The organism is Agromyces sp. Marseille-Q5079 (assembly GCF_051016555.1).
Classification (GTDB): domain Bacteria; phylum Actinomycetota; class Actinomycetes; order Actinomycetales; family Microbacteriaceae; genus Agromyces.
This window is the reverse complement of sequence record NZ_JBPEJF010000011.1, coordinates 25,304-52,267: the sequence shown is the minus strand read 5'-3', so window position 1 is coordinate 52,267 and position 26,964 is coordinate 25,304. Positions and strand designations below refer to the sequence as shown.

Sequence of the window (26,964 nt, the reverse complement as noted above, 5' to 3'; positions counted from 1 at the left end):
ACAGGGTGAGGCCGTGACCGATTCAACACAAGAGCCGTGGGGCCGCGTCGACGAGACGGGCACCGTCTTCGTTCGCACCAGCGACGGCGAGCGTGAGGTCGGGCAGTACCCCGACGCCACTCCCGAGGAGGCGCTGGCCTACTTCGAACGCAAGTACGCCGACCTCGCCGGGCAGGTCACGCTCCTCGAGCAGCGCGCCCGCCGCGGCGCGCCCGCCGCGGACATCGCCAAGGCCGTGAACACGCTCACCTCGTCGATCGCCGATGCGCACGCCGTGGGCGACCTCGAGTCGCTCGCGCGCCGCCTCGAGGCGCTCTCGGGAACGACCAAGGAACTCACCGAGCAGCAGCAGGCCGAGGCCAAGGCCGCGCAGGCCGACGCCCTCGCCGAGCGCACGAAGATCGTCGAGCAGGCCGAGGCTCTCGCGGCACAGGACCCCGCGAAGACCCAGTGGAAGCAGGCGACCGCAGAGCTGGACGCCCTCTTCACCAGTTGGCAGCGCCACCAGCAGGACGGTCCGCGCCTGCCGAAGAACGACGCCAACGAGCTCTGGAAGCGGTTCCGCGCCGCCCGCTCCACGGTCGAGACGCACCGCAAGGCGTTCTTCGCCGAGCTCGATGCCACCCATCGCGATGTCCGCACGCGCAAGCAGCAGCTCATCGAGCGCGCCGAAGCCCTCGCCCCGCGCGGGGCCGACGCCATCGGCGACTACCGCGCGCTGCTCGACGACTGGAAGCAGGCCGGCCGCGCCGGCAAGAAGCTCGATGACGCGCTGTGGGCCAAGTTCAAGGCCGCCGGCGACGTGCTCTTCCACGCCAAGGCCGAGGCCGACGCCCTCGACGACGAGGAGTACCAGGCGAACCTCACCGCGAAGCTCGAGCTCCTCGAGACCGCGGAGAAGCTCCTGTCCGAGAAGGACCCGAAGGCCGCGCGCTCGGCCCTCAACAAGGTCCAGCGCGACTGGGACGAGATCGGGCGCGTGCCTCGCGATCAGGTCCGCCCGGTCGAAGACCGGCTCCGGAAGGTCGAGACCCACGTCCGTTCGCTCGAAGACGAGCGCTGGGAGCGCGAGGACCCCGAGAAGAAGGCCCGCTCCGAGGGCATGCTCGGCCAGCTCCACGACGCGATCGCCAAGCTCGAGGACGATCTCGCGGCAGCCGAAGCCGCGAACGACACGCGTGCAGCGGCCGAGGCGCGTGACGCGCTCGAGGCCCGCCGCGCGTGGTTGAAGGCACTCGGAGGCTGACGATCTCGATGGACCGGGTTATCCACAACCCGGTCCATCGCTCTTCTCCGGGGGTCTCGCCCGCCATCATGGTGTGGTGACCAGACTCCCCAACGTCCTCGGCACCGACGACCTCTCGATCGCCGAGCTCTGCGCCGCCCGTCTCGACGGCGACCTGTATCCGATCGGCGGCGCGTGGGCGCCGATCGACGAGCCCGACCTGCCGTCGTTCCGAGCGCTGGTGGTCGCCAAGCGCGCACCGCGCTCGCTGATCGTCGAACGGATGTCCGCAGCGTGGGTCCACGGCGCCATGCTCACTCCCCCGCGCACGGCCCAGTTCTGCGTCACGACGGCCGCCCGCATCGCGGTCATCTCGGACCCCGCCATCGAGGTCCGAGAGGTACGGCTCGAACCCGCCGAGATCGTCGCCATCGGCGGTGTCCGATGCACCACGATCGTCCGAACGGCGTTCGACCTGCTCCGCGACGCGTCGACGCCGGATGCCGCGGTGACGCCGGTCGTCTCGGCCCTGCTTCGTCAGACGCCCGGGCTCGAGCCTCGACTGCGCGAACGTCTCAGCTCGGCCGTCCGGCTTCCGCACAAGGCCCGCGCGCACGCGCGGTTGCGCTCAGCCGTCGCTGACGCGATAGACGTCGTAGACGGCGTCGATGCGGCGCACCGCGTTCAGAACGCGGTCGAGGTGGGTGGTGTCGCCCATCTCGAACACGAAGCGACTGAGCGCGAGTCGATCGTTCGAGGTTGACACGTTCGCCGACAGGATGTTCACGTGGTGCTCCGAGAGCACGCGCGTCACGTCGGAGAGCAGCCCGGCGCGGTCCAGCGCCTCGATCTGGATGTGCACGAGGAAGATGCTCTTCGAGCTCGGGGCCCATTCGACGTCGATCATGCGCTCGGGTTCGCGCAGCAGCGACTGGACGTTGTGGCACGTCGCCTGGTGCACCGATACCCCCGCGCCGCGGGTCACGAATCCCACGATCGCGTCGCCCGGCACCGGCGTGCAGCAGCGAGCCAGCTTCACCAGGATGTCGGGCGCTCCGCGCACGAGCACACCGGAGTCGGAGTGCCGCGCGATCGAACGGGCGCGCACCGGGATCGGCAGATCGGGCTCATCGCCCTCGTCGACGTCGCGAACGAGCGCGACGACCTTCTCGAGCACCGACTGCGTCGAGACGTGGCCTTCGCCAACGGCGGCATAGAGCGCTGAGACGTCTTCGTAGCGCAACAGTGCGGCGACCTCGGCGAACGAGTCCTGGCTCATCAGCTTCTGCAACGGCAGGTTCTGCTTGCGCATCGCCCTGGCGATCGCGTCACGACCCTGTTCGATCGCCTCGTCGCGGCGTTCCTTCGTGAACCACTGACGGATCTTGTTGCGCGCCCTCGGACTCTTGACGAACCCGAGCCAATCCTGGCTCGGTCCGGAATCCGGGTTCTTCGAGGTGAAGACCTCCACGACATCGCCGCTCGAGAGCTCGCTCTCCAGCGGCACGAGCCGGCCGTTGACCTTGGCCCCCATCGTGCGGTGGCCGACCTCCGTGTGGACGGCGTAGGCGAAGTCGACGGGGGTCGCTCCCGACGGGAGTCCGATCACGCGACCCTTCGGCGTGAAGACGTAGACCTCCTTCGCGCCGATCTCGAACCGGAGCGAGTCGAGGAACTCGCCGGGATCAGCCGTCTCCGCCTGCCAATCGGAGATGTGCGCGAGCCAGGCCATGTCGGTTTCCTGCGTGCTCGACGTCTCATCGGTCGTCCGGCCGCTGGCCATCCGCTCCTTGTACTTCCAGTGCGCGGCGACACCGTACTCGGCTCGTTGGTGCATGTCGTGCGTTCGGATCTGGATCTCGACCGCACGCCCCTTCGGACCGATGACCGTCGTGTGCAGCGACTGGTACAGGTTGAACTTCGGCGTCGCGATGTAGTCCTTGAATCGCCCGGGCAACGGAGTCCACCTGGCGTGGATGGAGCCGAGCACGGCGTAGCAGTCGCGCACCGAGTTCACGAGCACGCGGATTCCGACGAGGTCGTAGATCTCGTCGAAGTCACGGCCGCGCACGATCATCTTCTGGTAGATCGAGTAGTACTGCTTCGGGCGCCCCATGACCTTTCCGCGGATGCGAGCGCTCTTCAGGTCGTCGTTGACCAGGTCGATCACCTGCTGCACGAACTGCTCGCGCTGCGGGGTGCGCTGCCGCACGAGGCTCTCGATCTCGGCGTACAACTTGGGGTACAGCACCGCGAACGAGAGGTCTTCGAGCTCCCACTTGATGGTCTGGATGCCGAGTCGATGCGCCAGCGGCGCATAGATCTCGAGGGTCTCTGTCGCCTTGCGAGTCGCCGACGCCGCCGGGACGAATCCCCACGTGCGCGCGTTGTGGAGGCGGTCTGCGAGCTTGATGATCAGCACGCGGATGTCCTTCGACATCGCGACGATCATCTTGCGCACGGTCTCGGCTTGCGTGGAGTCGCCGTACTTGACCTTGTCGAGCTTGGTCACGCCGTCGACGAGCATCGCGATCTCGTCACCGAAGTCGGCGCGGACCTGGTCGAGCGTGTACGCCGTGTCCTCGACGGTGTCGTGCAGCAGCGCTGCGGCCACCGTCTTGGAGCCGATGCCGAGGTCGGCGAGGATCTGCGCGACCGCGACCGGATGCGTGATGTACGGCTCGCCGCTCTTGCGCTTCTGGCCCTCGTGGGCGCGCTCGGCGACCGTGTACGCCCGCTCGACGATCGCGAGGTCGGCCTTCGGATGATGCATCCGAACCGTCCGCAGCAACGTGTCGATCGCGCCCGACGGCTGCGCCTTCGAGAAGATCCGCGGAACGAGTCGGCGCAACGACGCCGTCGAGTTCGCTCCTGCTTCAGTCATGCGCACACCTCCGGGAACTCAATTATCGTCGCTCCAGGAGGGTGCGCATGCCGATCTCGCCGTGGGCGGACATCATGCGGTCGGCTGAGCCTCCGCGATCGACGGCTCCGAAGCGCGCTCGCGCTCCTTCAGGACCTTCTGGTCGTGGCGTCGGATGGCGGGCTCCCGTTCTCGCAGCTGCGAGTACATGGGGGCCGCGAGGAACACGGTCGACCACGTTCCGACGAGGATGCCGATGAGCAGCGCGAGCGAGATGTCGCGGAGCGTGTCGGCACCGAGCGCGCCGGCGCCGATGAAGAGGATCGACGCGACCGGCAGCGCCGCGACGACGCTCGTGTTGATCGACCGGACGAGGGTCTGGTTCACCGCGAGGTTCACCGACTCCGCGAAGGTTCGACGCGACTCGCTGCCGTCTTGGGCCGTGTTCTCGCGGATCTTGTCGAACACGACGACCGTGTCGTAGAGCGAGTAGCTCAGGATCGTCAGGATGCCGATGGTCGCCGCGGGGCTGATCTCGAATCCGACGGCCGCGTAGATGCCCACGGTCAGGATGAGGTCGACGATGAGCGAGAGGATCGCCGCCAGCGACATCTTCCAGGTTCGGAAGTAGATCGCCATGATGATGCCGGCGAGCAGGAGGAACGCACCCAGGCCGAGCAGTGCCTGACGCGTGACGTCGGCGCCCCAGCTCGGTCCGACGAACGAGGACGTGACCTCGGACTCGGGGACGTCGTAGCCCTCGGCCAGTGCCTTGCTGACCTCGAGCGAGTCGGCCTGCGAGAGCTGATCGGTCTGCACCCGGATGCCATCGCCACCGACGACGGCGACCGTGACGGTCGCGTCGGGAACGACCTCGGCGACGGCATCGTGCGCGATCGACGGATCGGGGTTCGCGACATCCGCGATCTGGAACTGCGAACCACCGCGGAACTCGATGCTGAAGTGCACGCCGCGCATCGCCGGGATCACGACCGACAGGATGATGAGCACCCCGGCGATGATGTACCACTTGTTGCGGCCGCCGATGAAGTTGAACGAGCGCTTGCCCGTGTAGAGGTCGTTACCGAACGTGGTCAGACGGCTCGCCATCAGGACTCCTTGCCTTCACTCGAACCGGTGCCGACGCCGGCGTTCGCCTTGCGCTCTGCGATGGTCTGTCGTCGCTGAGCTTCCTTCGAGCTCGATGCGGCCTTGCCGACGGGGACTGCGACGGGCTTGCGGAACTCCGCACGACCGCGGTAGACCGCACCGAGCGCGGTCGGGTCGAGGCCCGACCACGGGTTTCCGCTCGAGAAGAATCGCGTCTGCGCGAGCAGCTGCAGCATCGGGTGCGTGAACAGGATGACCACGAGCACGTCGATGATGGTCGTCAGACCGAGGGTGTACGCGAAGCCCTTGACGCTGCCGACGGCGAGCACGAACAGCACGACCGCGGCGAGCAGGTTGACGCCCTTCGATGCGAGCACCGTGCGGAAGGCGCGCTTCCAGCCGGCTTCGACGGCACCCACCAGGGGGCGACCCTCGCGAAGCTCGTCGCGCACACGCTCGAAGTAGACGATGAACGAGTCCGCGGTGAAGCCGATGGCCACGATCAGACCCGCGATGCCGGCCAACGAGAGCCGGTACCCCTCGCGCCACGACAGGATCGTGATCATCAGGTAGGTGATGACCGCCGCGATCGCCAACGATGCGATCGTGACGGACCCGAGGGCCCGGTACTGGAAGAGCGTGTAGATCACGACGAGGATCAGGCCGATGAGACCGGCGAGCAGGCCCGCCTGCAGCTGGGATGTGCCCAGCGTCGGCGAGATCGTCTCGGAGGACTGGACGGTGAAGCTCAGCGGCAGTGCACCGAACTTCAGCTGGTCGGCCAGTGCCTTCGAGGACTCCTGCGTGAAGTTGCCGGTGATCTGCGGTCGGCCGTCGGTGATCGCCCCGTTCATCGACGGCGCGGTCAGGACCGCACCGTCGAGCACGAAGGCGAACTGGTCGCGCGGCGTCTGGCCCGAGAGTCCGTAGAGGCGCGTGCTGACCGACGCGAAGTCCTTGGTGCCCTCGTCGTCGAACTGGATGTTGACGGCCCAGGTGCCCGTGCTGGCGCCGGTGGACGTCGTGACGGTTCCGTTCGTCGCGTCGACGATGTTCTCACCGCTGGCCTCGACCGGACCGAGCAGGTACTTCACCGTGCGGGTCTGGTCGCACGTGACGAGCGGCTCGTCAGCCGGCGCGACGTTGGTCTCCGCGTCGTCGAGCGTCGAGCAGTCGAACGTGTCGAACTGCTCCTGCAGGGCGGGGGTGATCCACGCCGGGTCGCTGCCGTCGGTCGGCACGGCGGTCGGCGTCGAGGACAGCTCCTCGGCGGGATCGGTCGCCGCGGGCGAGTCGGTCGGGCTGATCGACTCCGTCGTGGCGGCGTCGGTCGCGAGCACCGCGCGAAGTTCGAGCTTCGAGGACTGCTCGATGCGCGCACGGGTCTGGTCGTCGAGCTCGCCCGGGATGCGAACGACGACGTTCGAACCCTCGGTGTTGATCTCGGGCTCCGCGACGCCCGACGCGTCGACGCGCTGGCGGATGATCGAGACGGCCTGGTCGAGCTGTTCCTGGCTCGCCGTCTGACCGCTCTCGAGCTGTGGCTCGAGGATGATCTGCGTGCCGCCCTCGAGGTCGAGTGCGAGCTTGGGCGTCCAGGAGCCTCCGCCCCAGATCACGCCTGCGGCATTGATGGCGAACAGGCCGACGATGATCACGGCGAGCCAGGTCAGCGAGCGCCAAGCCTTACGGACGGACGTCGGGCGCGACGACCGCTTGGAGGGTGCAGCCACGGGTTCTGCTTTCTTTGCAGGAGCCCGCGCGCGAACGCGCGGGCGGAGCCTCGGGTGGGAGTCTTAGTCGTCCGACTTCTTCTTGAGATCGGACGCGTCATCGGTCGGAGTCTCGGTCGGGTGCGTCTCGTCGACGCGCTCTCCGAACTCGGGCTCGGCGCCGAGCTCGGGGGTGCTCTCGACCTCGGCGGCGTCGTCGTCGGCGACGGCGACCGGCTCGACCACGCGGGAGACCGTCTGGCGGTGCACGTTCAGGACGGTGCCCGGCGTGGTCTCGAGGAGGACCTGGTTCTCTTCTTCGTCGATCGAGAGGATCGTGCCGAAGACACCGGAGTTCGTCATCACCTTCGCACCCGGAACGACACTCGACTGCAGCTTCTGAGCCTCGGCCTGACGCTTGCGCGAGTTGCGGAACATGAAGAAGATCAGGACCGCCAGAACGGCGAGCATGATGATGGTGAACGGATCAAGCGTCATGAGGGGGCAGAACCTTCCGGTGTGCGGCATACCGCACGAAGTCGACGGCGGTGAGGACGATGCCTCAATGGATTATAGGTCATCGATCGGCAGCGCCGTTTCGCCCGAGGCGAGGCCGAAATGCCGCCACGCCGCCGGGGTCGCGACGCGCCCGCGCGGGGTTCGCGTGATCAGGCCGATCCGCACGAGGAACGGCTCGACGACCGCCTCGATCGTCTCGGACTCCTCACCCACGGAGACCGCGAGCGTATTGAGTCCGACGGGCCCTCCGCCGAACCGCGTGAGGATGATCTGCATCACCGCGCGGTCGAGCCGGTCGAGGCCCAGTTCGTCGACGTCGTAGAGGTCGAGCGCGGCGCGGACCGCGGCCAGGTCTGCGCGGCCGGTGTGCACGAGCGCGTAGTCGCGGACACGGCGCAGGAGGCGGTTCGCGATTCGAGGGGTTCCACGGCACCGACCGGCGATCTCGGCGATCGCCTCGCGGTCGATGTCGAGTCCGAGCAGCACGGCCGCACGGGCGAGCACCTGCTCCAGCTCGGCCTCGTCGTAGAACTCGAGGTGGGCCGTGAACCCGAAGCGGTCGCGGAGCGGATTCGGCAGGAGGCCCGCCCTGGTCGTGGCCCCGACGAGCGTGAAGGGGGCGAGGTCGAGCGGAACGGAGGTCGCACCGGCGCCCTTGCCGACCATGATGTCGATGCGGAAGTCCTCCATGGCGAGGTACAGCATCTCCTCGGCCGAGCGCGCCATGCGATGGATCTCGTCGATGAAGAGGACCTCGCCGGGCACCAGCGAGCTCAGGATGGCTGCCAGGTCGCCCGCGTGCTGGATCGCCGGCCCGCTCGACATGCGCAACGGCCGGCCGCCCTCGTGCGCCACGATCATGGCGAGGGTGGTCTTGCCCAATCCGGGCGGACCCGCGAGGAGGATGTGGTCGGGCGTGCGCTGCTGGATCGTCGCGGCGGTCAGCAGCAACTGCAGCTGCCCGCGCACCCGGGTCTGGCCGACGAACTCGGCGAGGCTCCGGGGACGCAGCGCCCCTTCGAAGGCGAGCTCGGCCTCGGATGCCAGCACCGGATCGGTGAGGGCGATCTCCGCCTCGGCGTCGTCGGTCATCGCGTGCGCCCGGACTGCTGCGACGGGCCGAGCCGGGCCAGTGACAGCCTGAGCACGGCGGGCACGGAGGCCGCATCCGCCTCGGGGAGCTCCGCGAGCACCTCGTCGACGGCCTCCGAAGCCGCCCGCTCGGTCCACCCGAGGCCGGTGAGCGCCGCGAGGACGCTCTCGGACACCCCGCGGGCGCCGGCGGAGACCGTGTCGGATGCGGCATCCGCCACGCGCGGCGCGATGAGCTTGCCCGCGAGGGAGAGCGTGATGAGCTTCGCCGTCTTGGGGCCGATGCCGCTCACCTTGCGGAACGCCGAATCGTCGTCGGCGGCGATGGCCGTCGCGATCTGCGATGGCGACATCGCCGAGAGGACCCCGAGGGCCGAGCGGGGGCCCACGCCCGTGACCCCGATGAGGAGCTCGAACACGTCGAGCTCGTCGCGTGTGCCGAAACCGAACAGGGTCAGCGCGTCTTCGCGGACGATGAGGCTGGTGTGGACGGTGGTCTCATGCCCCTCACGCGAGGCGAGCACGAGCGCCGGCGTGGTGTTGACCTGGAAGCCGACTCCCCCGACATCGAGGACGAGCGTCGTTCCGGCAGCGGCGAGCACGGGCCCGCGAAGCGATGAGATCACTTCCTCAGCCTACGGGCGGCCCCCGACACCGCAGCGGAGCGTTCGGCGGCGAGCCACGCCTCCTGCGCGGGAGTCGTCGTGCCGCCCGCGGGCGACGGCAGGGCGGCATCCGACACCGCCGCGCCGGCGACGCCCCCGGTGCGCCAGGCGTGGCAGATCGCGAGCGCGAGCGCGTCGGCGGCATCCGCCGGCTTGGGAACCGCGTCGAGGCCGAGGATGCGGGCGACCATGGCGCCGACCTGCGCCTTGTCGGCGCGTCCGTAGCCGGTGATCGCGGCCTTCACCTCACTCGGGGTGTGGAGCGCGACCGGAAGACGGCGGCGGGCCGCCAGCAGCATCGCCACGCCGGAGATCTGCGCGGTGCCCATGATGGTCGAGACGTCGCTGCGGGCGAACACGCGCTCGAGCGCGACCGCCTGCGGCCGATGCTCGTCGATGATCGCCTCGAGCCCGTCGGCGATGCGCACGAGCCGGTTCGGGGTGTCCAGGTCGGCGGGCGACCGCAGCACGATGACGTCGACGAGCCTCGCCGTGCGGTTCGGCTCGACATCGACGACGCCCACACCGCAACGGGTGAGTCCGGGGTCGATGCCGAGCACGCGCACGGCGATCCGCTACTCCTCGGTCTCGAGCTCGGCCTGGACCTCGGCCGAGAGGTCGAAGTTGCTGTAGATGTTCTGCACGTCGTCGCTGTCTTCGAGCGCGTCGATCAGGCGGAACACCTTGCGCGCCGTCTCGGCGTCGATCTCGATCTTGAGCGAGGGCACGAACGCGGCGTCGGCCGAGTCGTAGTCGATGCCCGCCTCCTGGAGCGCCGTGCGGGCGGCGACCATGTCGGATGCCTCGGTGATGACCTCGAAGGTCTCGCCCTCGTCGGTGACCTCTTCGGCTCCGGCATCGAGCACGGCGCCGAGCACGTCGTCTTCGGTGAGACCGTCGGCCTTGGCGACGACGATGACGCCCTTGCGCGCGAAGTTGTAGGCCACCGACCCGGGGTCGGCCATCGTGCCGCCGTTGCGGCTCATCAGCGTGCGGACCTCGGCCGCGGCGCGGTTCTTGTTGTCGGTGAGGCACTCGACGAGCAGCGCCACCCCGTTCGGGCCGTAGCCCTCGTACATGATCGTCGCGTAGTCGATGGACTCACCGGTGAGTCCGGCGCCGCGCTTGATCGCACGATCGATGTTGTCGTTGGGGACCGAGGTCTTCTTCGCCTTCTGCACCGCGTCGACGAGCGTCGGGTTGCCCGACATGTCGGCGCCGCCCATCTTCGCGGCGACCTCGATGTTCTTGATGAGCTTCGCGAACGACTTGGCGCGGCGCTGGTCGATGACGGCCTTCTTGTGCTTGGTCGTCGCCCACTTGGAATGCCCGGACATGCGTCTCCTGAATCGAATCCTGTGCGCCAGCGCCGGTGGCGGCGTGCGCCCGCCCAGTCTAATCCAGCCGTTGCGCGGCGCTCGTCAGGGCGCGAGCAGCTTGTGCAGCGTCCTGAGGTTGCGATTGGTGGTGGTGCGCTTGTAGACGGCCTTCGCCGCCAGCTTCGCGAATGCGCTGTCGATGCCGCGCGCGCGGCGGTTGTGCCAATACAGGACCCCGTCGCCCGCGACGACGACGTCGTCGCCCGGGTCCAGCTCCCCCGCGGCATCCGCCAGCGCTTCGAGGTGCTCGGCGTCGGATCCGAAGAGCACGTAGGGATGCCAGCCCTCGAGGCGCTCGTCGAACGGGAACGCCCCGACGACCGCCGCCAATCGCTCACGCGTGATCAGCACGATCCAGGCCTCGTATCCGAACCGGTCGCCCAATGCCCGCTCGATGCGGGCCTTCACCTTCGCGGATGCCTCGCGGCCGCCGTGCTCGAACGCGACGTTGCCGCTGGCGAGCACGGTGCGCACCGACGTGAATCCCAAGGACTCGAACAGGTCGCGCAGGTCGGCGGACTTCACGGTGATGCCACCGACGTTGACCCCTCGAAGCAGTGCGATGTACTCGGTCACGCCGTCGAGGATACCGGGCAGGGCGATCGCCCCACCCGGGACGATCGCGGGCCGATGCCCGACGCCCCGTTCCGGCCCGGCCCGGCCGGGCTCCGATGGCCTCGATGCCCGATCGATGCGTTCAGGTCATTGATACCGACGACGTCGATGCGTTCACGTCATGCAGCGGGGGGCGACCCATGCAGAAAGGCCATCGTCGAGCGCACTCACGGTCGTCGCAGCATCCCGTCGACGTCGCAGCGCGGAGACGGGACGGCCGGTTCAGGCCCTCGCGCGCGAGCGCACCTTCTCGAGGAAGTACTCGTGGAAGCGATGCTCCCCCGTGATCTCGGGATGGAAGCTCGTGCCGAGGAGATTGCCCTGCTCGACGGCGACGACGCGCCCGTCGGCGAGGCTGGCGAGCGCGGTCGCCGCCGCACCGACCGACTCGACCACCGGGCCGCGGATGAAGACCGCGTGCACGGGATCGCCACCGAGCGCGGGGACGTCGAGGTCCGTCTCGAACGACTGGTTCTGCGACCCGAACGCGTTGCGCCGCACGACCACGTCGAGGCAACCGAGCGACTCCTGGCCCGCGATGGCGTCGAGCACGGTGTCGGCGAGCATGATGAGCCCGGCGCACGTGCCGTAGACCGGCAGGCCCGATGCGATGGCCGCCTTCAACGGCTCCGCGAGCCCGAACATGCGGGCGAGCTTGTCCATCACGCTCGACTCGCCGCCCGGGATCACCAGCCCGTCGACGCCGTCGAGCTCCTCCGGACGTCGGACCAGCGCGACCTGCGCACCGAGCTCCGTGAGCACATGGGCGTGCTCGCGGAAATCGCCCTGCAGCGCGAGCACCCCGACGCGGGGGCCGGCCGGAGCCGCGTCCCCCGCGTCGAGCGACTCGCTTCGCAGGTTCGTCGTCACCAGCCGCGCTCGGCGAGGCGGTGGGGTGCGGCGAGGTCCGCGACGTTGATGCCGACCATCGCCTCGCCGAGCCCGCGCGAGACCGAGGCGATCACGGACGGGTCGTCGTAGAACGTGGTCGCCTTGACGACGGCGGCCGCGCGAGCCTCGGGGTTGCCCGACTTGAAGATGCCCGAGCCGACGAAGACGCCGTCGGCGCCGAGCTGCATCATCATCGCGGCATCCGCGGGGGTGGCGACGCCACCGGCGACGAAGAGCACGACCGGGAGCTTGCCGGTCTCTGCGACCTCGAGCACGAGCTCGTAGGGGGCCTGCAGTTCCTTGGCCGCGACGTAGAGCTCGTCCTTCGTCATCGAGCGGAGCACGTTGATCTCGGACGAGATCTTGCGGATGTGCTTCGTCGCCTCGGAGACGTCGCCGGTGCCGGCCTCGCCCTTGGAGCGGATCATGGCCGCGCCCTCGTTGATGCGACGAAGCGCCTCACCGAGGTTCGTGGCGCCGCAGACGAACGGCGTGTTGAACGCCCACTTGTCGATGTGGTTCACGTAGTCGGCGGGCGAGAGCACCTCGGACTCGTCGATGTAGTCGACGTCGAGGGCCTGCAGCACCTGCGCCTCGACGAAGTGGCCGATGCGAGCCTTCGCCATGACGGGGATCGACACCTCGGCGATGATCGCGTCGATGAGGTCCGGGTCGCTCATGCGGGCGACGCCGCCCTGGGAACGGATGTCGGCGGGTACGCGCTCGAGTGCCATGACGGCGACGGCGCCGGCGTCCTCGGCGATGCGCGCCTGCTCGGGGGTGACGACGTCCATGATGACGCCGCCCTTCAGCATCTCGGCGAGGCCGCGCTTGACGCGGCTCGAACCCGTCTCGGATACGGTCACAGGGGGATCCTCTCGGAGGTGCGCGGATGTCGCGCAGGAGTACGGATCAACGGGAAACATTGTCCTAGGCCAAAAGATAGCATGGCCTCAGACAAGAGGAAGGGCGTGACGTGATCACCGACATCGAAGGTCGTTCCGCGGCCAAGATCGCCGACAGCCTGCGCACGCTCATCGAGCGCGGCGCGCTCCGTCCGGGCGATGCGCTCCCCTCCGTGCGCGCCCTGGCGGAACAGCTCGGCGTCAACCGCAACACCGCGGTCTCGGCCTACCGGCAGCTCACGAACGCGGGCGTCGTCGTCACGCTCGGCCGCGGGGGCACGCTCGTGGCCGGCGCCTCCACGGTCGCCCAGGAGGGCTTCGCCGCCGAGACGGCGCTCCGCGACATCGGCACGGGCAACCCAGACCCCGCCCGCATCCCCGATCCGTCGGTGGCGTTGGCCAGCATCGCCCGGCGCCCCGTGCTCTACGGCGAGCCGGTCATCGATCCCGGCCTGGCGCGATGGGCGCAAGCGTGGATGAGCGCCGACCTGCCCGTCGGCGCCGATGTCCGCCTGACGGTCACGAGCGGCGCCGCCGACGCGATGGAGCGACTCCTCGCGCAGGCGCTCACCCGCGACGACGCCGTGGCCCTCGAGGATCCGTGCTTCCTCACGAGCATCCACACGGTTCGCGTCGCCGGATATCGGCCCGTCCCGGTTCCGGTCGACGACGAGGGCATGACCGTCGCGGGGCTCAGGGCCGCGCTCGACCAGGGCGTGCGGGCGGTCATCTGCACGCCGCGCGCCCAGAACCCGACGGGCGCCAGCCTCACCGCGGGTCGCGCGGCAGACCTGCGCGCCGTGCTGCGCGAGCATCCGTACGTCCTCGTCATCGAGGACGATCACTACTCGCTCCTCTCGCAGCAGCCGTACCACTCGCTCATCGGCGCCGAGCATCGGCGCTGGGCGCTGGTGCGCTCGGTGTCGAAATTCCTCGGACCCGACATGTGCCTGGCGGTCACGGCGTCCGATCCGGAGACGGCCGACCGTCTCGCCATGCGACTGACCCCGGGCACGACCTGGGTGAGCCACCTGCTGCAGCGACTCGTCCACGCACTCGCGACCGATCCGGATGTCGCGGCGGGCGTCCGGGCGGCCGGCGAGCACTACGCCGCCCGCAACGCGGCGTTCGCCGAACTCGTGACGCGGCAGGGTCTCCCGACGACGGCCGGCGACGGACTCAGCGTGTGGGTCCCGCTCGGCGCGCCGGCGCGAGCGGTCTCGGAGCAGTTGATGCGACGCGGATGGCTCGCGCGTCCCGGCGACGAGTTCGCACTCGGCGACCGCGCGCCCTCCGAGCGCCTGCGCCTCACCGTCCACGACCTCGATGACGCCGACCAGCGCAAGCTGGCGGCCGACCTCGGGGCATCCGCGCGCGCCGCCGTCGAACAGGTCAGGGCCGCGGGCTGAGTCCCACCGCCGGAGGTGCGATGATCGATCGGTGAAGATTCTCTCGATCCAGTCGGCCGTGGCCTACGGCCACGTCGGCAACTCGGCGGCCGTGTTCCCCCTCCAGCGCATCGGCGTGGAGGTGCTCCCCGTCTACACCGTGAACTTCTCCAACCACACCGGGTACGGCACGTGGCGCGGCCCGATGATCAGCCCCGACGACGTGCGAGAGGTCATCACGGGCATCGAGGAGCGCGGCGCGTTCCCGCAGGTCGATGCCGTGCTCTCGGGATATCAGGGCGGCGAGGGCATCGCCGACGTCATCCTCGATGCCGTGGCAGCGGTCAAGGCCGCGAACCCCGATGCGATCTACGCGTGCGACCCGGTCATGGGCAATGCGAAGTCCGGATGCTTCGTCGCACCGGCCATCCCGATCCTCCTCCGCGATCGCGTGGTTCCCGCCGCGGACCTGATCACCCCGAACCAGTTCGAGCTCGGATTCCTCACCGGCACCGAGCCCGACACGCTCGAATCGACGCTCGCCTCCGTGGATCTCGTGCGCGCAACCGGCCCGTCGGTCGTCCTCGTGACCAGCGTGGAGCGCCCCGACCGCGAAGAAGGCACCATCGAGATGCTCGCGGTCGACGACGCCGGCGCCTGGATCGTCCAGACACCGCTCCTGCCGATGAAGGCGAACGGGTCGGGCGATGTCAGCGCGGCGCTGTTCACCGCCCACTACCTGCGCACGCGCGATGCGGCCGACGCCCTCGCCCGCACGACGTCCAGCGTGTTCGACCTGCTCGAGCGCACCCACGAGTCGGGCGAACGCGAATTGCAGCTCGTCGAGTCGCAGGAGGCGTACGCCAACCCTCGCATGCAGTTCGACGTGCGACAGGTTCGCTGACGCGAGCCGGCCTGTCGGCGGCGGGGTTCCACGGGGAATCCCGCCCGGCGCGGCTCGAGAACCGGCTCAGGCCGGCCAGGCTCCGGCGACGGCCTCGCGGACCTCGCCGAGCAACTGCGGGAGCGCCTTCGTCCTCGCGATGATCGGGAAGAAGTTCGCGTCGGACGCCCATCGCGGCACCACGTGCTGGTGGAGGTGCTCGTCGACACCCGCCCCGGCGACCGCTCCCTGGTTCATCCCGATGTTGAAACCGTCGCATCGTGATACGTCGCGCAGCACCCGCATGCCGACCTGCGTGAGCTCGCCGATCTCGGCGACCTCCTCGGCCGTGGCCTGGTCGTACGTCGCGATGTGGCGGTACGGGCAGATCAGCAGGTGCCCGGAGTTGTACGGGAACAGGTTCAGCAGGACGTAGGCCGTGCGACCGCGATGCACGATCAGCCCGTCGGCATCCGACTTCTCGGGTGCAGCGCAGAACGGGCACGCCGCGCGCATCGCGTCGGCGCCGGCGTTGATGTACGCCATGCGATGCGGTGTCCAGAGTCGCTGGAACGCATCGGGCACGCTCGCGAACGCGGCCGCGTCGACGAGCCCGGGAACCGCGTCCGGCGCGGTCTCCGAGCCCGCCGACGGGTCGGTCACGCCAGGTCCTCGGCCGTGTTGACGAGCTTCCTCGAGGCGATCACGTCGAGGATCAGCGCGACGGCCTCGTCGATGGGCACGCCGTTGGTCTGCGTGCCGTCGCGGAAACGGAATGACACGGTCTCGCCGGAGCGGTCCTGCTCCCCCGCGATGAGCTGCACCGGCACCTTCTGGGTGGTGTGCGTGCGGATCTTCTTCTGCATGCGCTCATCGCTCGAGTCGAGCTCTGCTCGGACTCCGGAGGCGCGCAACTGGGCGATCACCGCGCCGAGGTACGGGGCGAACTCCTCGGCGACGGGGATGCCGACGACCTGCACCGGCGCCAGCCACACCGGGAAGGCCCCGGCGTAGTGCTCGAGCAGGATCGCGAAGAACCGCTCGATGGAACCGAAGAGCGCCCGGTGGATCATGATCGGGCGGTGCTTCTCGCCGTCGGGACCCATGTACTCGAGCTCGAATCGCTCGGGCAGGTTCGGGTCGACCTGCACCGTGGACAGCTGCCAGGTGCGCCCGATCGCGTCGCGCGTCTTCAGGTCGATCTTCGGTCCGTAGAAGGCCGCTTCGCCCGGCACCTCCGTGAGCTTCAGGCCACTCGCGACGGCGACATTGCGCAGGGCGTTCGTCGAGTACTCCCAGAACTCCTCGGAGCCGATCCACTTCGACTTCTCGTCGTCGCGCATCGAGAGTTCGAGTTCGAAGTCCTCGAGCCCGAAGTCGCGGAGCATCGAGATGACGAACTCGAGGACCCGGGTCGCCTCCTCCTCGAGCTGCTCGGGCGTCACGAAGAGGTGCGAGTCGTCCTGGGTGAAGCCGCGGACGCGGGTGAGTCCGTGCAGGGCGCCGGAGAGCTCGTTGCGGTAGACGGTGCCGTTCTCGGCGAGCCGCATGGGCAGGTCGCGGTAGCTGCGCGCACGCTCCTTGTAGATCAGGATGTGCATGGGGCAGTTCATTGGCTTCAGGTAGTAGTCCTGACCCTGCTTGGTGATGTTGCCCTCGGCATCGCGCTCCTCGTCCATCACGATGGGCGGGAACATGCCCTCGCGATAGGTGACGAGGTGGTTCGAGGTGAGGAAGAGGTCTTCCTTGGAGATGTGCGGCGTGTAGACGTAGGTGTACCCGCCCTCGATGTGTCGGCGCCGCGCGTGCTGCTCCATCTCGCCGCGCACGACACCGCCCTTCGGATGCCACACCGAGAGGCCCGAGCCGATCTCGTCGGGGAACGAGAAGAGGTCGAGGTCCTTGCCGAGCTTGCGGTGGTCGCGCTTCGCGGCCTCCTCGAGTCGCTGCTGGTACGCGCGCAGCTCGTCCTTCGTGGGCCATGCGGTGCCGTAGATGCGCTGCAGCTGCGGGTTCTTCTCGCTGCCGCGCCAGTACGCGCCGGCGACGCGCTGGAGAGCCCAGCCGTTGCCGATCATGCGGGTGTTCGGCAGGTGCGGGCCGCGGCAGAGGTCCTTCCAGACGACGTCGCCCGTCTTCGGGTCGACGTTGTCGTAGATCGTCAGTTCGCCGGCGCCGACCTCGACGGACTCGTGGTCGTCGCCTGAGCCCTTGCCGTGTCCACCGGAGCCCTTGAGCCCGATCAGCTCGAGCTTGTACGGCTCACCGGCGAGTTCCGCCCGTGCCTCGTCGTCGGCCACGACGCGACGCACGAACCGCTGGCCCGAGCGGATGATGCGGCTCATCTCCTTGTCGAGCGCCTTGAGGTCGTCGGTGCTGAACGCCTCGGCGACGTCGAAGTCGTAGTAGAAGCCGTCGGTGACGGGAGGTCCGATGCCGAGCTTGGCCTCGGGATTGATCGACTGCACGGCCTGGGCGAGCACGTGCGCCGCGGAGTGACGCAGGATCGAGAGCCCGTCGGGCGAATCGATCGTGACGGGCTCGACCTCGTCGGCATCCGTCACCGTCGTGGCGAGATCCTTGAGCTCGCCGTTGACGCGCATTGCGACAACGGAGCGATCGGTGAAGAGCTCGAAACCGTCGGCCACTGTGAACCACTCCCTGTGCGTTGAGATGAACCCTTCAACTGTAGTGCGGCCGCGGGTCCCGCTTCGCGCGGGTGGGCGTCGGTCCGGCACGGTCGTCGCTTGCGTCGCATCTTGCGCGTTCGCGCCCCCGCTCGACCGTCGCTTGCGCGTGCTTGCGCCCTTCCTTGAAAGAACTCGACAACTTCTCGACATTCGACCATGAGGCCTTGTCCGAGACCCGAGCCCGGCCGTACATTCGCCTCACTCCCCCGGGCGACGCCCGGTGCGATGACGCCATCGAGAGGAACGAGTCGACGATGACCCGTGACATGCGACACCCTGTGCACCCGATCCCACCGCTCGAGCGCCGGACCGCACGGCTCCGCCGCGCCGCCGCCGTCCTGACGATCCCCGCCGTCGCCTTCGCGGCGGCCGTGGTCGCCGGGCCGCTCGCAGCCACGGCCGCGCCCGCCGCCCCGCCGCCGGTCGTCACGCGCGCGGGCATCGACCCGGCGCTCGTCGAGGGTCGAGGAGCGGACGTCGGATTCCTCGAGCAGGAGGCCGAGAACGCCGTGCACACCGGTACCGTCATCGGGCCGGGTCGCGATGCGTACACGCTCCCCGCCGAGGCATCCGGTCGAAGCGCCGTGCAGCTCGCGCCGGGAGAACACGTCGAGTTCACGCTGCCCGCCGCCACGAACGCGATCACGGTGCGTTACAGCATCCCCGACGCCGCCGACGGCGGCGGACTCCGGGCCCCGCTCACGGTCGCCGTCAACGGCGGCAAGGCGCAGACGATGACCCTCACCTCGGAGTACTCCTGGCTGTACAACCAGTACCCGTTCACGAACGACCCGAACGCGGGGCTCCTTCACCCCGACTGGTGGATCACGGAGTGCGGATGCGTCCCCGGTGAGGGGTTCGAGGTCGCGAAACCGTTCCGCCCGATGCACTTCTACGACGAGCAGCGGATGCTGCTGCCGAAGACGTATCGCGCCGGCGACGTGATCCGCCTCACCGCACCGAAGAGGACCACGGCTGCGCTCACGACCATCGACCTCATCGACACCGAGCGCGTGGCACCGCCGCATGTGCGGCTGAAGGCCGCGAACGTCCTGCTCTTCGGCGCGGATCCGACCGGACGCCGCGACGCGGCATCCGCCTTCGACCGCGCCATCGCGTTCGCCAAGCGGCACGAGCTCCCGGTGTACGTGCCGCCGGGCGTCTTCTCGGTCAGCCGGCACATCATCATCGACGACGTCACCATCGAGGGCGCCGGCAACTGGTACACCGTCATCCGCGGGCGCGAGGTGGCGCTGGACGAGCCGTCGCCCGACGGCTCCGTGCACACCGGGGTGGGCTTCTACGGCAGGGATGCCGCGAGCGGTGGCAGTACGAACGTGCACCTCTCGGGCTTCGCGATCGAGGGCGACGTGCGGGAGCGCATCGACACCGACCAGGTGAACGGCATCGGCGGCGCGCTGAGCGACTCGAGCATCCGCGGCCTGCACATCCGTCACACGAAGGTGGGCATGTGGTTCGACGGACCGATGGACGGCCTCGTGGTCGAGGACAACATCATCGTCGACCAGATGGCCGACGCACTGAACTTCCACACCGGGGTGACCGATTCCACGGTCGCGAACACCTTCGTGCGCAACACCGGCGACGACGGTCTCGCGATGTGGTCGGAGCACCAGTCGAACTCGGGAAACACGTTCTCGCGGAACACGGTGCAGTCGCCGTCGCTCGCGAACGGGATCGCGATCTACGGCGGCGCCGACACGACGGTGTCGGGCAACCTCGTGGCCGATCCCGTGCGCGAGGGCAGCGGCATCCACGTGGGCTCCAGGTTCGGTGCGGAGCCGTTCGACGGCGCGCTCGCCATCACCGACAACTCGACGGTGCGCTCCGGAACCTACGAGCTGAATTGGAACATCGGGCTGGGCGCCATCTGGTTCTACGCCCTCGATCGCTCGATCGACCAGGCGGAGATCGTGGTGAGCGGCGACCACTTCCTCGACAGCACGTACAGCGCGATGATGCTCGTCACCGAGTGGGGGGTCAAGGACCAGTACCGGATCGACGGCGTGCGGTTCCGGGACATCCGCGTGGATGGAACGAGCACGAACGTGGTCAATGCGCGGACGGCCGGTTCGGCGAGCTTCGAGAACGTCGACGTTCGGGGCGTCGGCCACTGGGGCGTGAACAACTGCGGCGCGTTCAACTGGGACTGGGCGAACGGCTCGGAGTTCTCGCTCGCCGACCTCGGCGGCAACGACGGGGTCGACGCGAACGAGTTCCACCCCGGCACGGCCTGGCTCGCGCCCTACGTGCCCAACCTCATCACGTGCAACGATCGGCCGCCGGTGGTCGCTCCCCCGGCTCCGTCGCCCTGGTGACGACTGCCCGATGAGACGCGAACAGCCCCGGCTCGATGAGCCGGGGCTGTTGTGGTGGGCGATACTGGGATCGAACCAGTGACCTCTTCCGTGTCAGGGAAGCGCGCTACCGCTGCGCCAATCGCCCAAGGCTGCGAACATGTTCACAGCTTGGAGGTGGATACGGGATTCGAACCCGTGTATACGGCTTTGCAGGCCGCTGCCTCGCCTCTCGGCCAATCCACCGTGTATGGGTTCTCCACCAAAGAACAGGACCTATGCTTGCGCTCAGATCCTGATCAGAGCGGATGACGAGATTCGAACTCGCGACCCTCACCTTGGCAAGGTGATGCGCTACCACTGCGCCACATCCGCATTTGCTTTCGCATTTCTGCGTGCAGAGAGACTCTAACCGATACCCGGAGCGATTCACAAACTGAGCGACGTTCACCCGACGTTCAGCCCGATCACAGCCGGAATCCAGCTGAGATTCCCGGGCGTGTCACCGCCCGCGCGGCGCTCATCGGGCCCTCTCCCCGGCGGAGGTGCGCCCGATGTGTCCTCGGGTCGCCCGAAACGACTCGACCGCACGCCGAAACGACCACCCCGACCCATGCGGAAACCGGCCCTGACCCCACGATGTGCATTCGGCACGGATCGTCGGCTAGTATCGAGTCCGCGGTCACCCCGGTGAGCGTGACCCACACATGGGCGATTGGCGCAGCTGGTAGCGCGCTTCCTTCACACGGAAGAGGTCGTCGGTTCGAGCCCGGCATCGCCCACGAACGCCCCCTCTCCACAGGGGGCGTTCTTCGCGTTAACGCTGTGCGAATCAACGCCGCGCGATTCAACCCCCGCGCGATCGACCCTCCATGCGACCATGCGGCCTCAGGACCAGCCGTACCGGGCCGTCAGCGCCTCGGCCAGCCGCAGGTATCGCGGCGCGTCGAGGGAAGCCGCCTCCCGGCGCATGCCGGCGGTGTGCACCACGAACACGCGGTCGATGTTCGCCCAGCTCGGCCGACCGGCGGCATCCCATGCCCCGGTGCCCAGGGCCACGAAGTCACGCGAGCCCTCATGAGCCTTGCTCGTGAGCTGCACCGCGAGCACGGCGTCGGTGCCGGATGCCGCGATGACGACCACGGGGCGATCCTTGCCTCGTCCGTCGCGCTCCTCGTAGGGGACCCAGGTCCACACGATCTCGCCGGGGTCGGGCGTTCCGTCCTTCGACGGCGCGTAGGCGAGCCGCACCTTCCGAAGGGACCCCGGATCGACCTCGGTCGTGGCCGCAGGGCCGCCCTGCCCCGGTGAGAGCAGCCCGGTGGCCACCGTGGCCCGCCCCGCTGCATCCGTTCGCGTGCCGGTCCTGCCCGTCGTTCCGAAGAGGCTGCCGATGGCACGCCGAAGGGCGGTGAGGAAGCGGCCGGTGTCAGTCACACCCGCACACTACCCCACCGCCCTCGCGGTGATTCAGCGAGCCCGAAGAGGTCAGACGGTCTCGAGCTTGTACGCGTCCTCGCCGTGCACGACCGTGTCGATGCCTGCGACCTCGTCCTCGTTCGTCACGCGGAAGCCCATCGTCTTGTCGACGATGAAACCGATGACGAACGCGAGCACGAACGAGTAGATCAGGACCGTGAAGGCTGCGATCGCCTGCACCATCAGCTGCGTCAGGTTGCCGCTGTAGATGAGGCCGGTGTTGTTGGCGAAGAAGCCCAGGTACAGCGTTCCGATGAGGCCGCCGACGAGGTGGATGCCCACCACGTCGAGCGAGTCGTCGAACCCGAACTTGAACTTCAGGTCGATGGCCAGCGCGCAGACCGCACCGGCGATGATCCCGAGGACGATCGCCCAACCCGGGGTGAGCGAGGCGCACGCGGGAGTGATGGCGACGAGGCCGGCGACCGCACCGGACGCGGCGCCCACCGAGGTGGGCTTGCCGTCCTTGATCTTCTCGACGAGGAGCCAGGCGAGCAGGGCGGCTGCGGGAGCTGCGAGCGTGTTGACCCAGGCGAGTGCGGCCGTGCCGTCTGCTGCGAGCTCCGAACCGGAGTTGAAGCCGAACCAGCCGAACCAGAGGAGGCCGGCGCCGAGGAGCACGAACGGCGGGTTGTGAGGGACGTGGGCGCCCTTGGAGAATCCGACGCGCTTGCCGAGAACGAGGGCCAGCGCGAGCGCTGCGGCACCGGCGTTGATGTGCACGGCCGTGCCACCGGCGAAGTCGATGACGCCGACTCCGAAGGCCTCCTGCATGCCGTAGGTGGTCCAGCCGCCGTAGGCGAACGAACCGTCATCGGCCAGGCCGAAGTTGAAGACCCAGCTCGCGACCGGGAAGTACACGATGGTCGCCCAGATGGCCGCGAAGACCATCCATGCGCCGAACTTGGCGCGGTCGGCGATCGCACCCGAGATCAGTGCGACCGTGATGATCGCGAACGTCGCCTGGAAGGCGACGAATGCGAGCGGCGGGAACGCTGCGCCCTCGGGAACCTCGAGGAGGCTCGTGAGGCCGATGGCGGACCAGTCGATGGACCACGGCGGAACGAGTCCCTCGGAGCCGGGGAAGGCGATCGCGTAGCCGTACAGCACCCAGAGGACGCCGATGAGGCCGATCGCGCCGAAGCTCATCATCATCATGCTGATGACGCTCTTCGCCTTGACGAGGCCACCATAGAAGAATGCGAGTCCGGGTGTCATGAGCAGCACCAATGCCGCCATGATCAACAGGAACGCAGTGTTGCCTTGATCCATCTCGAACCTCTCTCGGGGAAACCACGGGTGGGGGAACCTGTGTGGCCAAGTTTCACGAGAGGACGTTTCGAGCGGAACCGCGTTCTGTTTCACGGATGTTACGCACTCGACCGGCGCGTAAACAGCACGTTTCACGGTGCCGCCCAAGCGATGTGAAACGACTCGGGGAATGCCGATCAGTCGTGCGGCGGGAGCTCTCCGGTCGTGAGCGCGATCATGCGGCTCATGGCCCGGAGGTACTTCTTGCGGTACCCGCCGGCCATCATGTCGGCGTCGAAGACCTGGTCGAGCGGCAACCCACTCGCGATGATCGGCACCTCGGCGTCGTACACGCGGTCGATGAACGCGACGAGGCGGAGGGCGGCGTTCTGGTCGGACAGCTCGTGCACGCCCTCGAGGGCGATGAACTCGACGTCGGCGAGCAGCTTCACGTACTTCGAGGGGTGCACCGTCGCCAGGTGCGCGATGAGCTCGTCGAAGGAATCGAGGGAGACCCGGTGACCTCGTCCTGCGAGGGCCGTCGCCGTGTGTTCGACCGCCTCGTCGCCCTCGATCGTCGAGGCGCGCCCCTCGGTGTCGCGGCGACGGTAGTCGAGGCCGTCGATGCGCAGGGTCTCGAAGTTCGCGGACAGCGCGTGGATCTCGCGGAGGAAGTCCGCGGCGGCGAACCGCCCCTCGCCGAGCGCGTTCGGCGGCGTGTTCGACGTCGCGGCGACCCGCGTGCCGCCGGCCATGAGCTCACCCAGGAAGCGCGTCATGAGCATCGTGTCGCCGGGATCGTCGAGTTCGAACTCGTCGATGCAGATCAGGCGGGCGCCCGTCAGCAGCTTCACCGCGTTCGCGTACCCGAGCGCACCCACGAGGGCCGTGTACTCGATGAACGTGCCGAAGTACTTCGGACCCGGCGCGATGTGCCAGAGCGATGCGAGCAGGTGGGTCTTGCCGACGCCGAATCCGCCGTCGAGGTAGACGCCGGGCAGCTCGGCCTTCGGCTTGCGGTTGCGGGAGAAGAACCCGCCGGGGCGCTGCGCACGCCACACGGCGGCGAACTCCCCGAGGCGCTCGAGCGCGCCCTGCTGCGACGCGAAGTCGGGATCGGGGCGATACGACTCGAACGAGGCGTGCTCGAACTGCGGCGGCGGGCTCAGTTCGGAGGCCAGCTCCTCCCCCGAGATCGACGGATTCCGCTCGACGAGGTGGATGAGGGCATGGCTCGATGCCGTGGTCATGCGTGAATGGCTCCCGTGTTGCACCGGATGACCGGCATGGCGACTCCCGTCGGCACGCCGCGTAGATTCGAGGTGGATCAGGTCACCAGCCTAGACCGCGCACTTCACGCACCCGTCCGACCGGACGATCACAGGAGGACCCCATGCCCGCCGAGTTCGACACTGCACCCAAGTTCGCCGAGTACGCCCACCCCGAGCGACTCGTGACGACGCACTGGCTCGCTGAGAACCTCGGCCGACCGGGCCTCGTCGTCGTCGAGTCCGATGAAGACGTCCTCCTCTACGAGACCGGCCACATCCCGGGCTCGGTCAAGGTCGACTGGCACACCGAGCTCAACGACCCGGTCGTGCGCGACTACCTCGACGGCGAACAGTTCGCCGCGCTGGTCGGCGCCAAGGGCATCGCCCGCGACTCCACGGTCGTGATCTACGGCGACAAGAACAACTGGTGGGCGGCCTACGCGCTCTGGGTGTTCAGCCTCTTCGGCCACGAGGACGTGCGCCTGCTCGACGGCGGCCGCGACCTGTGGATCGCCGAGGGCCGCGAATTGACCACGGATGCCACGACGCCGACCCCCGTCGAGTATCCGATCGTCGAACGCTCCGACGTCGCGATCCGCGCGTTCAAGGAGGACGTGCTCGCGCACCTCGGCAACCCCCTCATCGACGTGCGCTCGCCCGAGGAGTACTCCGGGGAGCGCACCACCGCGCCCGCCTACCCCGAGGAGGGCGCACTGCGCGCCGGTCACATTCCGACCGCGGCATCCGTCCCGTGGGCCAGGGCAGCGGCCGGTGACGGCACGTTCAAGGGCCGCGACGAACTCGACGCGATCTATCGCGACGAGGTCGGCCTGCAGGACGGCGACGAGGTCATCGCGTACTGCCGCATCGGCGAACGCTCGAGCCACACCTGGTTCGTGCTGACGCACCTGCTCGGATTCGAGCACGTCCGCAACTACGACGGATCGTGGACCGAATGGGGCAGCGCGGTCCGCGTTCCGATCGTCACCGGCTCCGAGCGGGGCGAGGCGCCCGCGCTCCGCTGAGTCCCGAGGCGCGCGGGGTGGGAGAATGGAGGCGATGGACGCCTCGACCCTCCCCACGCGCCTCGCCGAGACCCGCGACGATTTCCGCGCGCTCGGCATCCCCGACCGCCTGCAGCTGCTGCTGGAGTTCTCGAACGAGCTGCCGGCCCTGCCGCCGCACTACGCCGACCACCCCGACCTGCTCGAGCGGGTCGTCGAATGCCAGTCGCCGGTGTTCATCTTCGTCGAGATCCGCGACGGCGTCGCCCACATGTACGCGACGGCACCCGCCGAGGCCCCCACCACCCGCGGCTTCGCCTCGATCCTCGTGCAGGGCATCGAGGGGCTCACGCCCGACGAGGTGCTGGCGATCCCCGACGACTACCCGCAGACGCTGGGACTCGGCGAGGCCGTGTCACCGCTCCGGGTCCGCGGCATGACGGCCATGCTCGCCAGGGTCAAGCGCCAGCTGCGGGCGCAGATTCCGGCGTAGCCGCCGCGATTCGCCGCAGCCACGACCCGATGAGCTCGGACCAGCGCTCGGGATCGTGGTTGGCGAGCTTCGTGTGACGGGCGCCGTCGAACACTTCGAACTCGATCAGGTCGGGCCTGGCCTCGGCCAGCCGCCGCGACCCGTCGATCGGCACGAACCCGTCGTCGATGCTGTGCATGAGCAGCATCGGGACCGAGAACTCGTCCGCCCTCGCCACCGGATCGAGGTCGGTCACGTCGACGGGTGCGGCGAGACCCGTGAGGCCTCCGCTCCAGGGCTCGCCGAGCACGTGCGCCACTGCCGATCCGAAGCCGCCCGGCAGACCCATCGCCCGTCCCTGGAAACGCAGGATGTCGACCCAGTCGATCGCCGGCGACTCGAGGATCACCCCGACGAGCACCTCGCGGACCTCCTCGGAACGCAGCACGGCCTGCAATGAGATCGCACCGCCCATCGACCAGCCCATGAGCACGATCCGCTCCGCACCGTGCTCTCGGGCGAACCCGACGGCGGCGACCACATCCGCCCACTCCGTGCCGCCCAGGCCGTACCTCCGGTCGGTGCTGGCCGGCGCCTCGCCGTCGTTCCGGAAGCTGATGAGCAGGTTCGTCCAGCCCGCGTCGCGCACGGGCGCGACCGCACGGAGCCCCTCGTGGCGCTTGGCGCCCCGGCCGTGCACCTGGATCACCCAGTCGCTCGATCCTCCGCCGTCGGAACCGGCGGGCACGAGCCATGCGGGTGCCGGACCCAGGGGCGTCGCCACCACCACGTCGTCGTAGTCGCCCGTCACCTCCCAGGGGCCGAGGTGCACCCAGCCGCTCATGCGGCCGGAGCGGGCTCGATCGAGCCGGCCGAAGTCGACCGACTCGAGGCGACGGGTCACCGTGCGCCCGTCCTCCCTGAGCACCTCGCCGACCCGCGCATGACCGGCGTCGCGATCGAACCAGAGCCCGTAGGTCCCGCGCATCCGGGTCTCGTCGGATGCCGCGAGCCGGACCTCCCCGCGCTGGATGTCCGCCGAGACGATGTGCACGTCGTCTCGTCGTGCGGGCTCGGGCGTGACCACCCGCCGCGCGAACACCACCGTGAGCACGGCGGTCAGGATCGCGCCGATCGCGGCGAAGACCGCCGTGCCGATCGCGACCACGCCGACCACGCCGAGCACCGTCGCAGTGCCTCTGCCTCGACTCACCGACGTCCTCCGATCGAAG

Annotated in this window: 23 protein-coding genes and 4 tRNA genes; 7 read left to right on the top strand and 20 right to left on the bottom strand. The window is 68.9% G+C overall.

The features are described from left to right. Positions 1-13 precede the first annotated feature (13 nt). A complete protein-coding gene (locus ACR3IO_RS18580) occupies positions 14-1,246 on the top strand; it encodes a DUF349 domain-containing protein (RefSeq protein ID WP_434072707.1) in 1,233 nt (410 codons plus the stop codon). A gap of 607 nt (positions 1,247-1,853) precedes the next feature. Here the strand turns inward: ACR3IO_RS18580 and ACR3IO_RS18575 are convergent. The 11 genes from ACR3IO_RS18575 to pdxS all read right to left on the bottom strand — a co-directional run bounded on the left by ACR3IO_RS18575 (position 1,854) and on the right by pdxS (position 12,937). Next, positions 1,854-4,109, bottom strand: coding sequence for a RelA/SpoT family protein (locus tag ACR3IO_RS18575; protein ID WP_434072706.1), 2,256 nt, complete (start codon positions 4,107-4,109; stop codon positions 1,854-1,856). A 72-nt stretch (positions 4,110-4,181) separates the two neighbouring features. Continuing rightward, positions 4,182-5,198: a protein translocase subunit SecF gene (gene secF / locus ACR3IO_RS18570; protein ID WP_434072705.1), complete on the bottom strand. Its 1,017-nt coding sequence runs from the start codon at positions 5,196-5,198 to the stop codon at positions 4,182-4,184. Next, positions 5,198-6,931 carry a protein translocase subunit SecD gene (gene secD / locus ACR3IO_RS18565; protein WP_434072704.1) on the bottom strand — a complete coding sequence of 578 codons (1,734 nt, stop codon included), beginning with the start codon at positions 6,929-6,931 and terminating at the stop codon, positions 5,198-5,200. Before secD ends, secF begins: the two co-directional genes overlap by 1 nt. Before the next feature lie 63 nt (positions 6,932-6,994). After that, complete coding sequence (gene yajC, locus ACR3IO_RS18560) at positions 6,995-7,408, bottom strand: preprotein translocase subunit YajC (protein ID WP_434072703.1); 414 nt, start codon at positions 7,406-7,408, stop codon at positions 6,995-6,997. Between the two features lie 72 nt (positions 7,409-7,480). Beyond that, positions 7,481-8,521: a Holliday junction branch migration DNA helicase RuvB gene (gene ruvB / locus ACR3IO_RS18555; RefSeq protein WP_434072702.1), complete on the bottom strand. Its 1,041-nt coding sequence runs from the start codon at positions 8,519-8,521 to the stop codon at positions 7,481-7,483. Continuing rightward, entirely contained in the window at positions 8,518-9,147 is a 630-nt protein-coding gene (gene ruvA / locus ACR3IO_RS18550; RefSeq protein WP_434072701.1) for a Holliday junction branch migration protein RuvA, read from the bottom strand. Before ruvA ends, ruvB begins: the two co-directional genes overlap by 4 nt. Then, the gene (ruvC, locus tag ACR3IO_RS18545) at positions 9,144-9,752 is read right to left on the bottom strand and encodes a crossover junction endodeoxyribonuclease RuvC (protein ID WP_434072700.1); all 609 of its coding nucleotides are present in this window, start codon (positions 9,750-9,752) and stop codon (positions 9,144-9,146) included. Before ruvC ends, ruvA begins: the two co-directional genes overlap by 4 nt. Positions 9,753-9,761: 9 nt before the next feature. After that, positions 9,762-10,523 (bottom strand): YebC/PmpR family DNA-binding transcriptional regulator, encoded by a 762-nt coding sequence (locus ACR3IO_RS18540; protein WP_434072699.1) that lies wholly within the window; start codon positions 10,521-10,523, stop codon positions 9,762-9,764. Positions 10,524-10,607: 84 nt separating this feature from the next. Further along, positions 10,608-11,141, bottom strand: coding sequence for a DUF1697 domain-containing protein (locus ACR3IO_RS18535; protein WP_434072698.1), 534 nt, complete (start codon positions 11,139-11,141; stop codon positions 10,608-10,610). A 261-nt stretch (positions 11,142-11,402) separates the two neighbouring features. Beyond that, the gene (pdxT, locus tag ACR3IO_RS18530; protein ID WP_434072697.1) at positions 11,403-12,050 is read right to left on the bottom strand and encodes a pyridoxal 5'-phosphate synthase glutaminase subunit PdxT; all 648 of its coding nucleotides are present in this window, start codon (positions 12,048-12,050) and stop codon (positions 11,403-11,405) included. Then, positions 12,047-12,937 carry a pyridoxal 5'-phosphate synthase lyase subunit PdxS gene (gene pdxS / locus ACR3IO_RS18525; protein WP_434072696.1) on the bottom strand — a complete coding sequence of 297 codons (891 nt, stop codon included), beginning with the start codon at positions 12,935-12,937 and terminating at the stop codon, positions 12,047-12,049. The genes pdxT and pdxS overlap by 4 nt, the downstream gene beginning before the upstream one ends. Positions 12,938-13,047: 110 nt before the next feature. Here pdxS and ACR3IO_RS18520 point away from each other — a divergent pair, with 110 nt between their 5' ends. Beyond that, positions 13,048-14,385, top strand: a complete 1,338-nt coding sequence (locus ACR3IO_RS18520; protein WP_434072695.1) for an aminotransferase class I/II-fold pyridoxal phosphate-dependent enzyme — start codon at positions 13,048-13,050, stop codon at positions 14,383-14,385. Between the two features lie 31 nt (positions 14,386-14,416). Beyond that, complete coding sequence (gene pdxY / locus ACR3IO_RS18515; RefSeq protein WP_434072694.1) at positions 14,417-15,268, top strand: pyridoxal kinase PdxY; 852 nt, start codon at positions 14,417-14,419, stop codon at positions 15,266-15,268. A gap of 66 nt (positions 15,269-15,334) precedes the next feature. Here pdxY and ACR3IO_RS18510 read toward each other — a convergent pair whose 3' ends face one another. Together ACR3IO_RS18510 and thrS are read right to left on the bottom strand one after the other, a co-directional pair. Next, positions 15,335-15,910, bottom strand: coding sequence for an HIT family protein (locus tag ACR3IO_RS18510; protein ID WP_434072693.1), 576 nt, complete (start codon positions 15,908-15,910; stop codon positions 15,335-15,337). Next, positions 15,907-17,850 carry a threonine--tRNA ligase gene (gene thrS / locus ACR3IO_RS18505; protein WP_434072744.1) on the bottom strand — a complete coding sequence of 648 codons (1,944 nt, stop codon included), beginning with the start codon at positions 17,848-17,850 and terminating at the stop codon, positions 15,907-15,909. Before thrS ends, ACR3IO_RS18510 begins: the two co-directional genes overlap by 4 nt. 341 nt (positions 17,851-18,191) lie before the next feature. Between thrS and ACR3IO_RS18500 the strand changes: the two genes are divergently transcribed. Then, complete coding sequence (locus ACR3IO_RS18500) at positions 18,192-20,276, top strand: glycosyl hydrolase family 28-related protein (RefSeq protein ID WP_434072692.1); 2,085 nt, start codon at positions 18,192-18,194, stop codon at positions 20,274-20,276. Between the two features lie 52 nt (positions 20,277-20,328). Here the strand turns inward: ACR3IO_RS18500 and ACR3IO_RS18495 are convergent. The 3 genes from ACR3IO_RS18495 to ACR3IO_RS18485 all read right to left on the bottom strand — a co-directional run bounded on the left by ACR3IO_RS18495 (position 20,329) and on the right by ACR3IO_RS18485 (position 20,630). Further along, positions 20,329-20,403: transfer RNA gene (locus tag ACR3IO_RS18495), tRNA-Val, on the bottom strand. Positions 20,404-20,427: 24 nt separating this feature from the next. Beyond that, a tRNA-Cys gene (locus tag ACR3IO_RS18490) sits at positions 20,428-20,501 on the bottom strand. Positions 20,502-20,558: 57 nt separating this feature from the next. After that, positions 20,559-20,630, bottom strand: a tRNA-Gly gene (locus tag ACR3IO_RS18485). A 334-nt stretch (positions 20,631-20,964) separates the two neighbouring features. Here ACR3IO_RS18485 and ACR3IO_RS18480 point away from each other — a divergent pair. Next, a tRNA-Val gene (locus ACR3IO_RS18480) sits at positions 20,965-21,037 on the top strand. 106 nt (positions 21,038-21,143) lie between these two features. Here the strand turns inward: ACR3IO_RS18480 and ACR3IO_RS18475 are convergent. The 3 genes from ACR3IO_RS18475 to zapE all read right to left on the bottom strand — a co-directional run bounded on the left by ACR3IO_RS18475 (position 21,144) and on the right by zapE (position 24,235). Beyond that, positions 21,144-21,692: a type II toxin-antitoxin system PemK/MazF family toxin gene (locus ACR3IO_RS18475; RefSeq protein WP_434072691.1), complete on the bottom strand. Its 549-nt coding sequence runs from the start codon at positions 21,690-21,692 to the stop codon at positions 21,144-21,146. A gap of 51 nt (positions 21,693-21,743) precedes the next feature. Then, the gene (locus ACR3IO_RS18470) at positions 21,744-23,006 is read right to left on the bottom strand and encodes an ammonium transporter (RefSeq protein WP_434072690.1); all 1,263 of its coding nucleotides are present in this window, start codon (positions 23,004-23,006) and stop codon (positions 21,744-21,746) included. A gap of 176 nt (positions 23,007-23,182) precedes the next feature. Continuing rightward, positions 23,183-24,235, bottom strand: coding sequence for a cell division protein ZapE (zapE, locus tag ACR3IO_RS18465; RefSeq protein WP_434072689.1), 1,053 nt, complete (start codon positions 24,233-24,235; stop codon positions 23,183-23,185). Between the two features lie 143 nt (positions 24,236-24,378). On the opposite strand from zapE, the gene ACR3IO_RS18460 reads away from it, so the two are divergent. Both ACR3IO_RS18460 and ACR3IO_RS18455 read left to right on the top strand, forming a co-directional pair. Beyond that, positions 24,379-25,281, top strand: coding sequence for a sulfurtransferase (locus tag ACR3IO_RS18460; protein WP_434072688.1), 903 nt, complete (start codon positions 24,379-24,381; stop codon positions 25,279-25,281). 34 nt (positions 25,282-25,315) lie between these two features. Continuing rightward, positions 25,316-25,753 carry a SufE family protein gene (locus tag ACR3IO_RS18455; RefSeq protein ID WP_434072687.1) on the top strand — a complete coding sequence of 146 codons (438 nt, stop codon included), beginning with the start codon at positions 25,316-25,318 and terminating at the stop codon, positions 25,751-25,753. Here the strand turns inward: ACR3IO_RS18455 and ACR3IO_RS18450 are convergent. Next, the gene (locus ACR3IO_RS18450; RefSeq protein WP_434072686.1) at positions 25,719-26,945 is read right to left on the bottom strand and encodes an alpha/beta hydrolase family protein; all 1,227 of its coding nucleotides are present in this window, start codon (positions 26,943-26,945) and stop codon (positions 25,719-25,721) included. The two genes, ACR3IO_RS18455 and ACR3IO_RS18450, sit on opposite strands and share 35 nt — an antisense overlap. Positions 26,946-26,964 lie beyond the last annotated feature (19 nt).

Bases quoted from the DNA above. Each gene is read 5' to 3' on its own strand.
- ACR3IO_RS18575 (WP_434072706.1), bottom strand. From the start codon at position 4,109: ATGACTGAAGCAGGAGCGAACTCGACGGCGTCGTTGCGCCGACTCGTT.
- secF (WP_434072705.1), bottom strand. From the start codon at position 5,198: ATGGCGAGCCGTCTGACCACGTTCGGTAACGACCTCTACACGGGCAAG.
- yajC (WP_434072703.1), bottom strand. From the start codon at position 7,408: ATGACGCTTGATCCGTTCACCATCATCATGCTCGCCGTTCTGGCGGTC.
- ruvB (WP_434072702.1), bottom strand. From the start codon at position 8,521: ATGACCGACGACGCCGAGGCGGAGATCGCCCTCACCGATCCGGTGCTG.
- ACR3IO_RS18540 (WP_434072699.1), bottom strand. From the start codon at position 10,523: ATGTCCGGGCATTCCAAGTGGGCGACGACCAAGCACAAGAAGGCCGTC.
- thrS (WP_434072744.1), bottom strand. From the start codon at position 17,850: ATGCGCGTCAACGGCGAGCTCAAGGATCTCGCCACGACGGTGACGGAT.
- ACR3IO_RS18500 (WP_434072692.1), top strand. From the start codon at position 18,192: ATGACCCGTGACATGCGACACCCTGTGCACCCGATCCCACCGCTCGAG.
- ACR3IO_RS18470 (WP_434072690.1), bottom strand. From the start codon at position 23,006: ATGGATCAAGGCAACACTGCGTTCCTGTTGATCATGGCGGCATTGGTG.
- zapE (WP_434072689.1), bottom strand. From the start codon at position 24,235: ATGACCACGGCATCGAGCCATGCCCTCATCCACCTCGTCGAGCGGAAT.
- ACR3IO_RS18460 (WP_434072688.1), top strand. From the start codon at position 24,379: ATGCCCGCCGAGTTCGACACTGCACCCAAGTTCGCCGAGTACGCCCAC.
- ACR3IO_RS18455 (WP_434072687.1), top strand. From the start codon at position 25,316: ATGGACGCCTCGACCCTCCCCACGCGCCTCGCCGAGACCCGCGACGAT.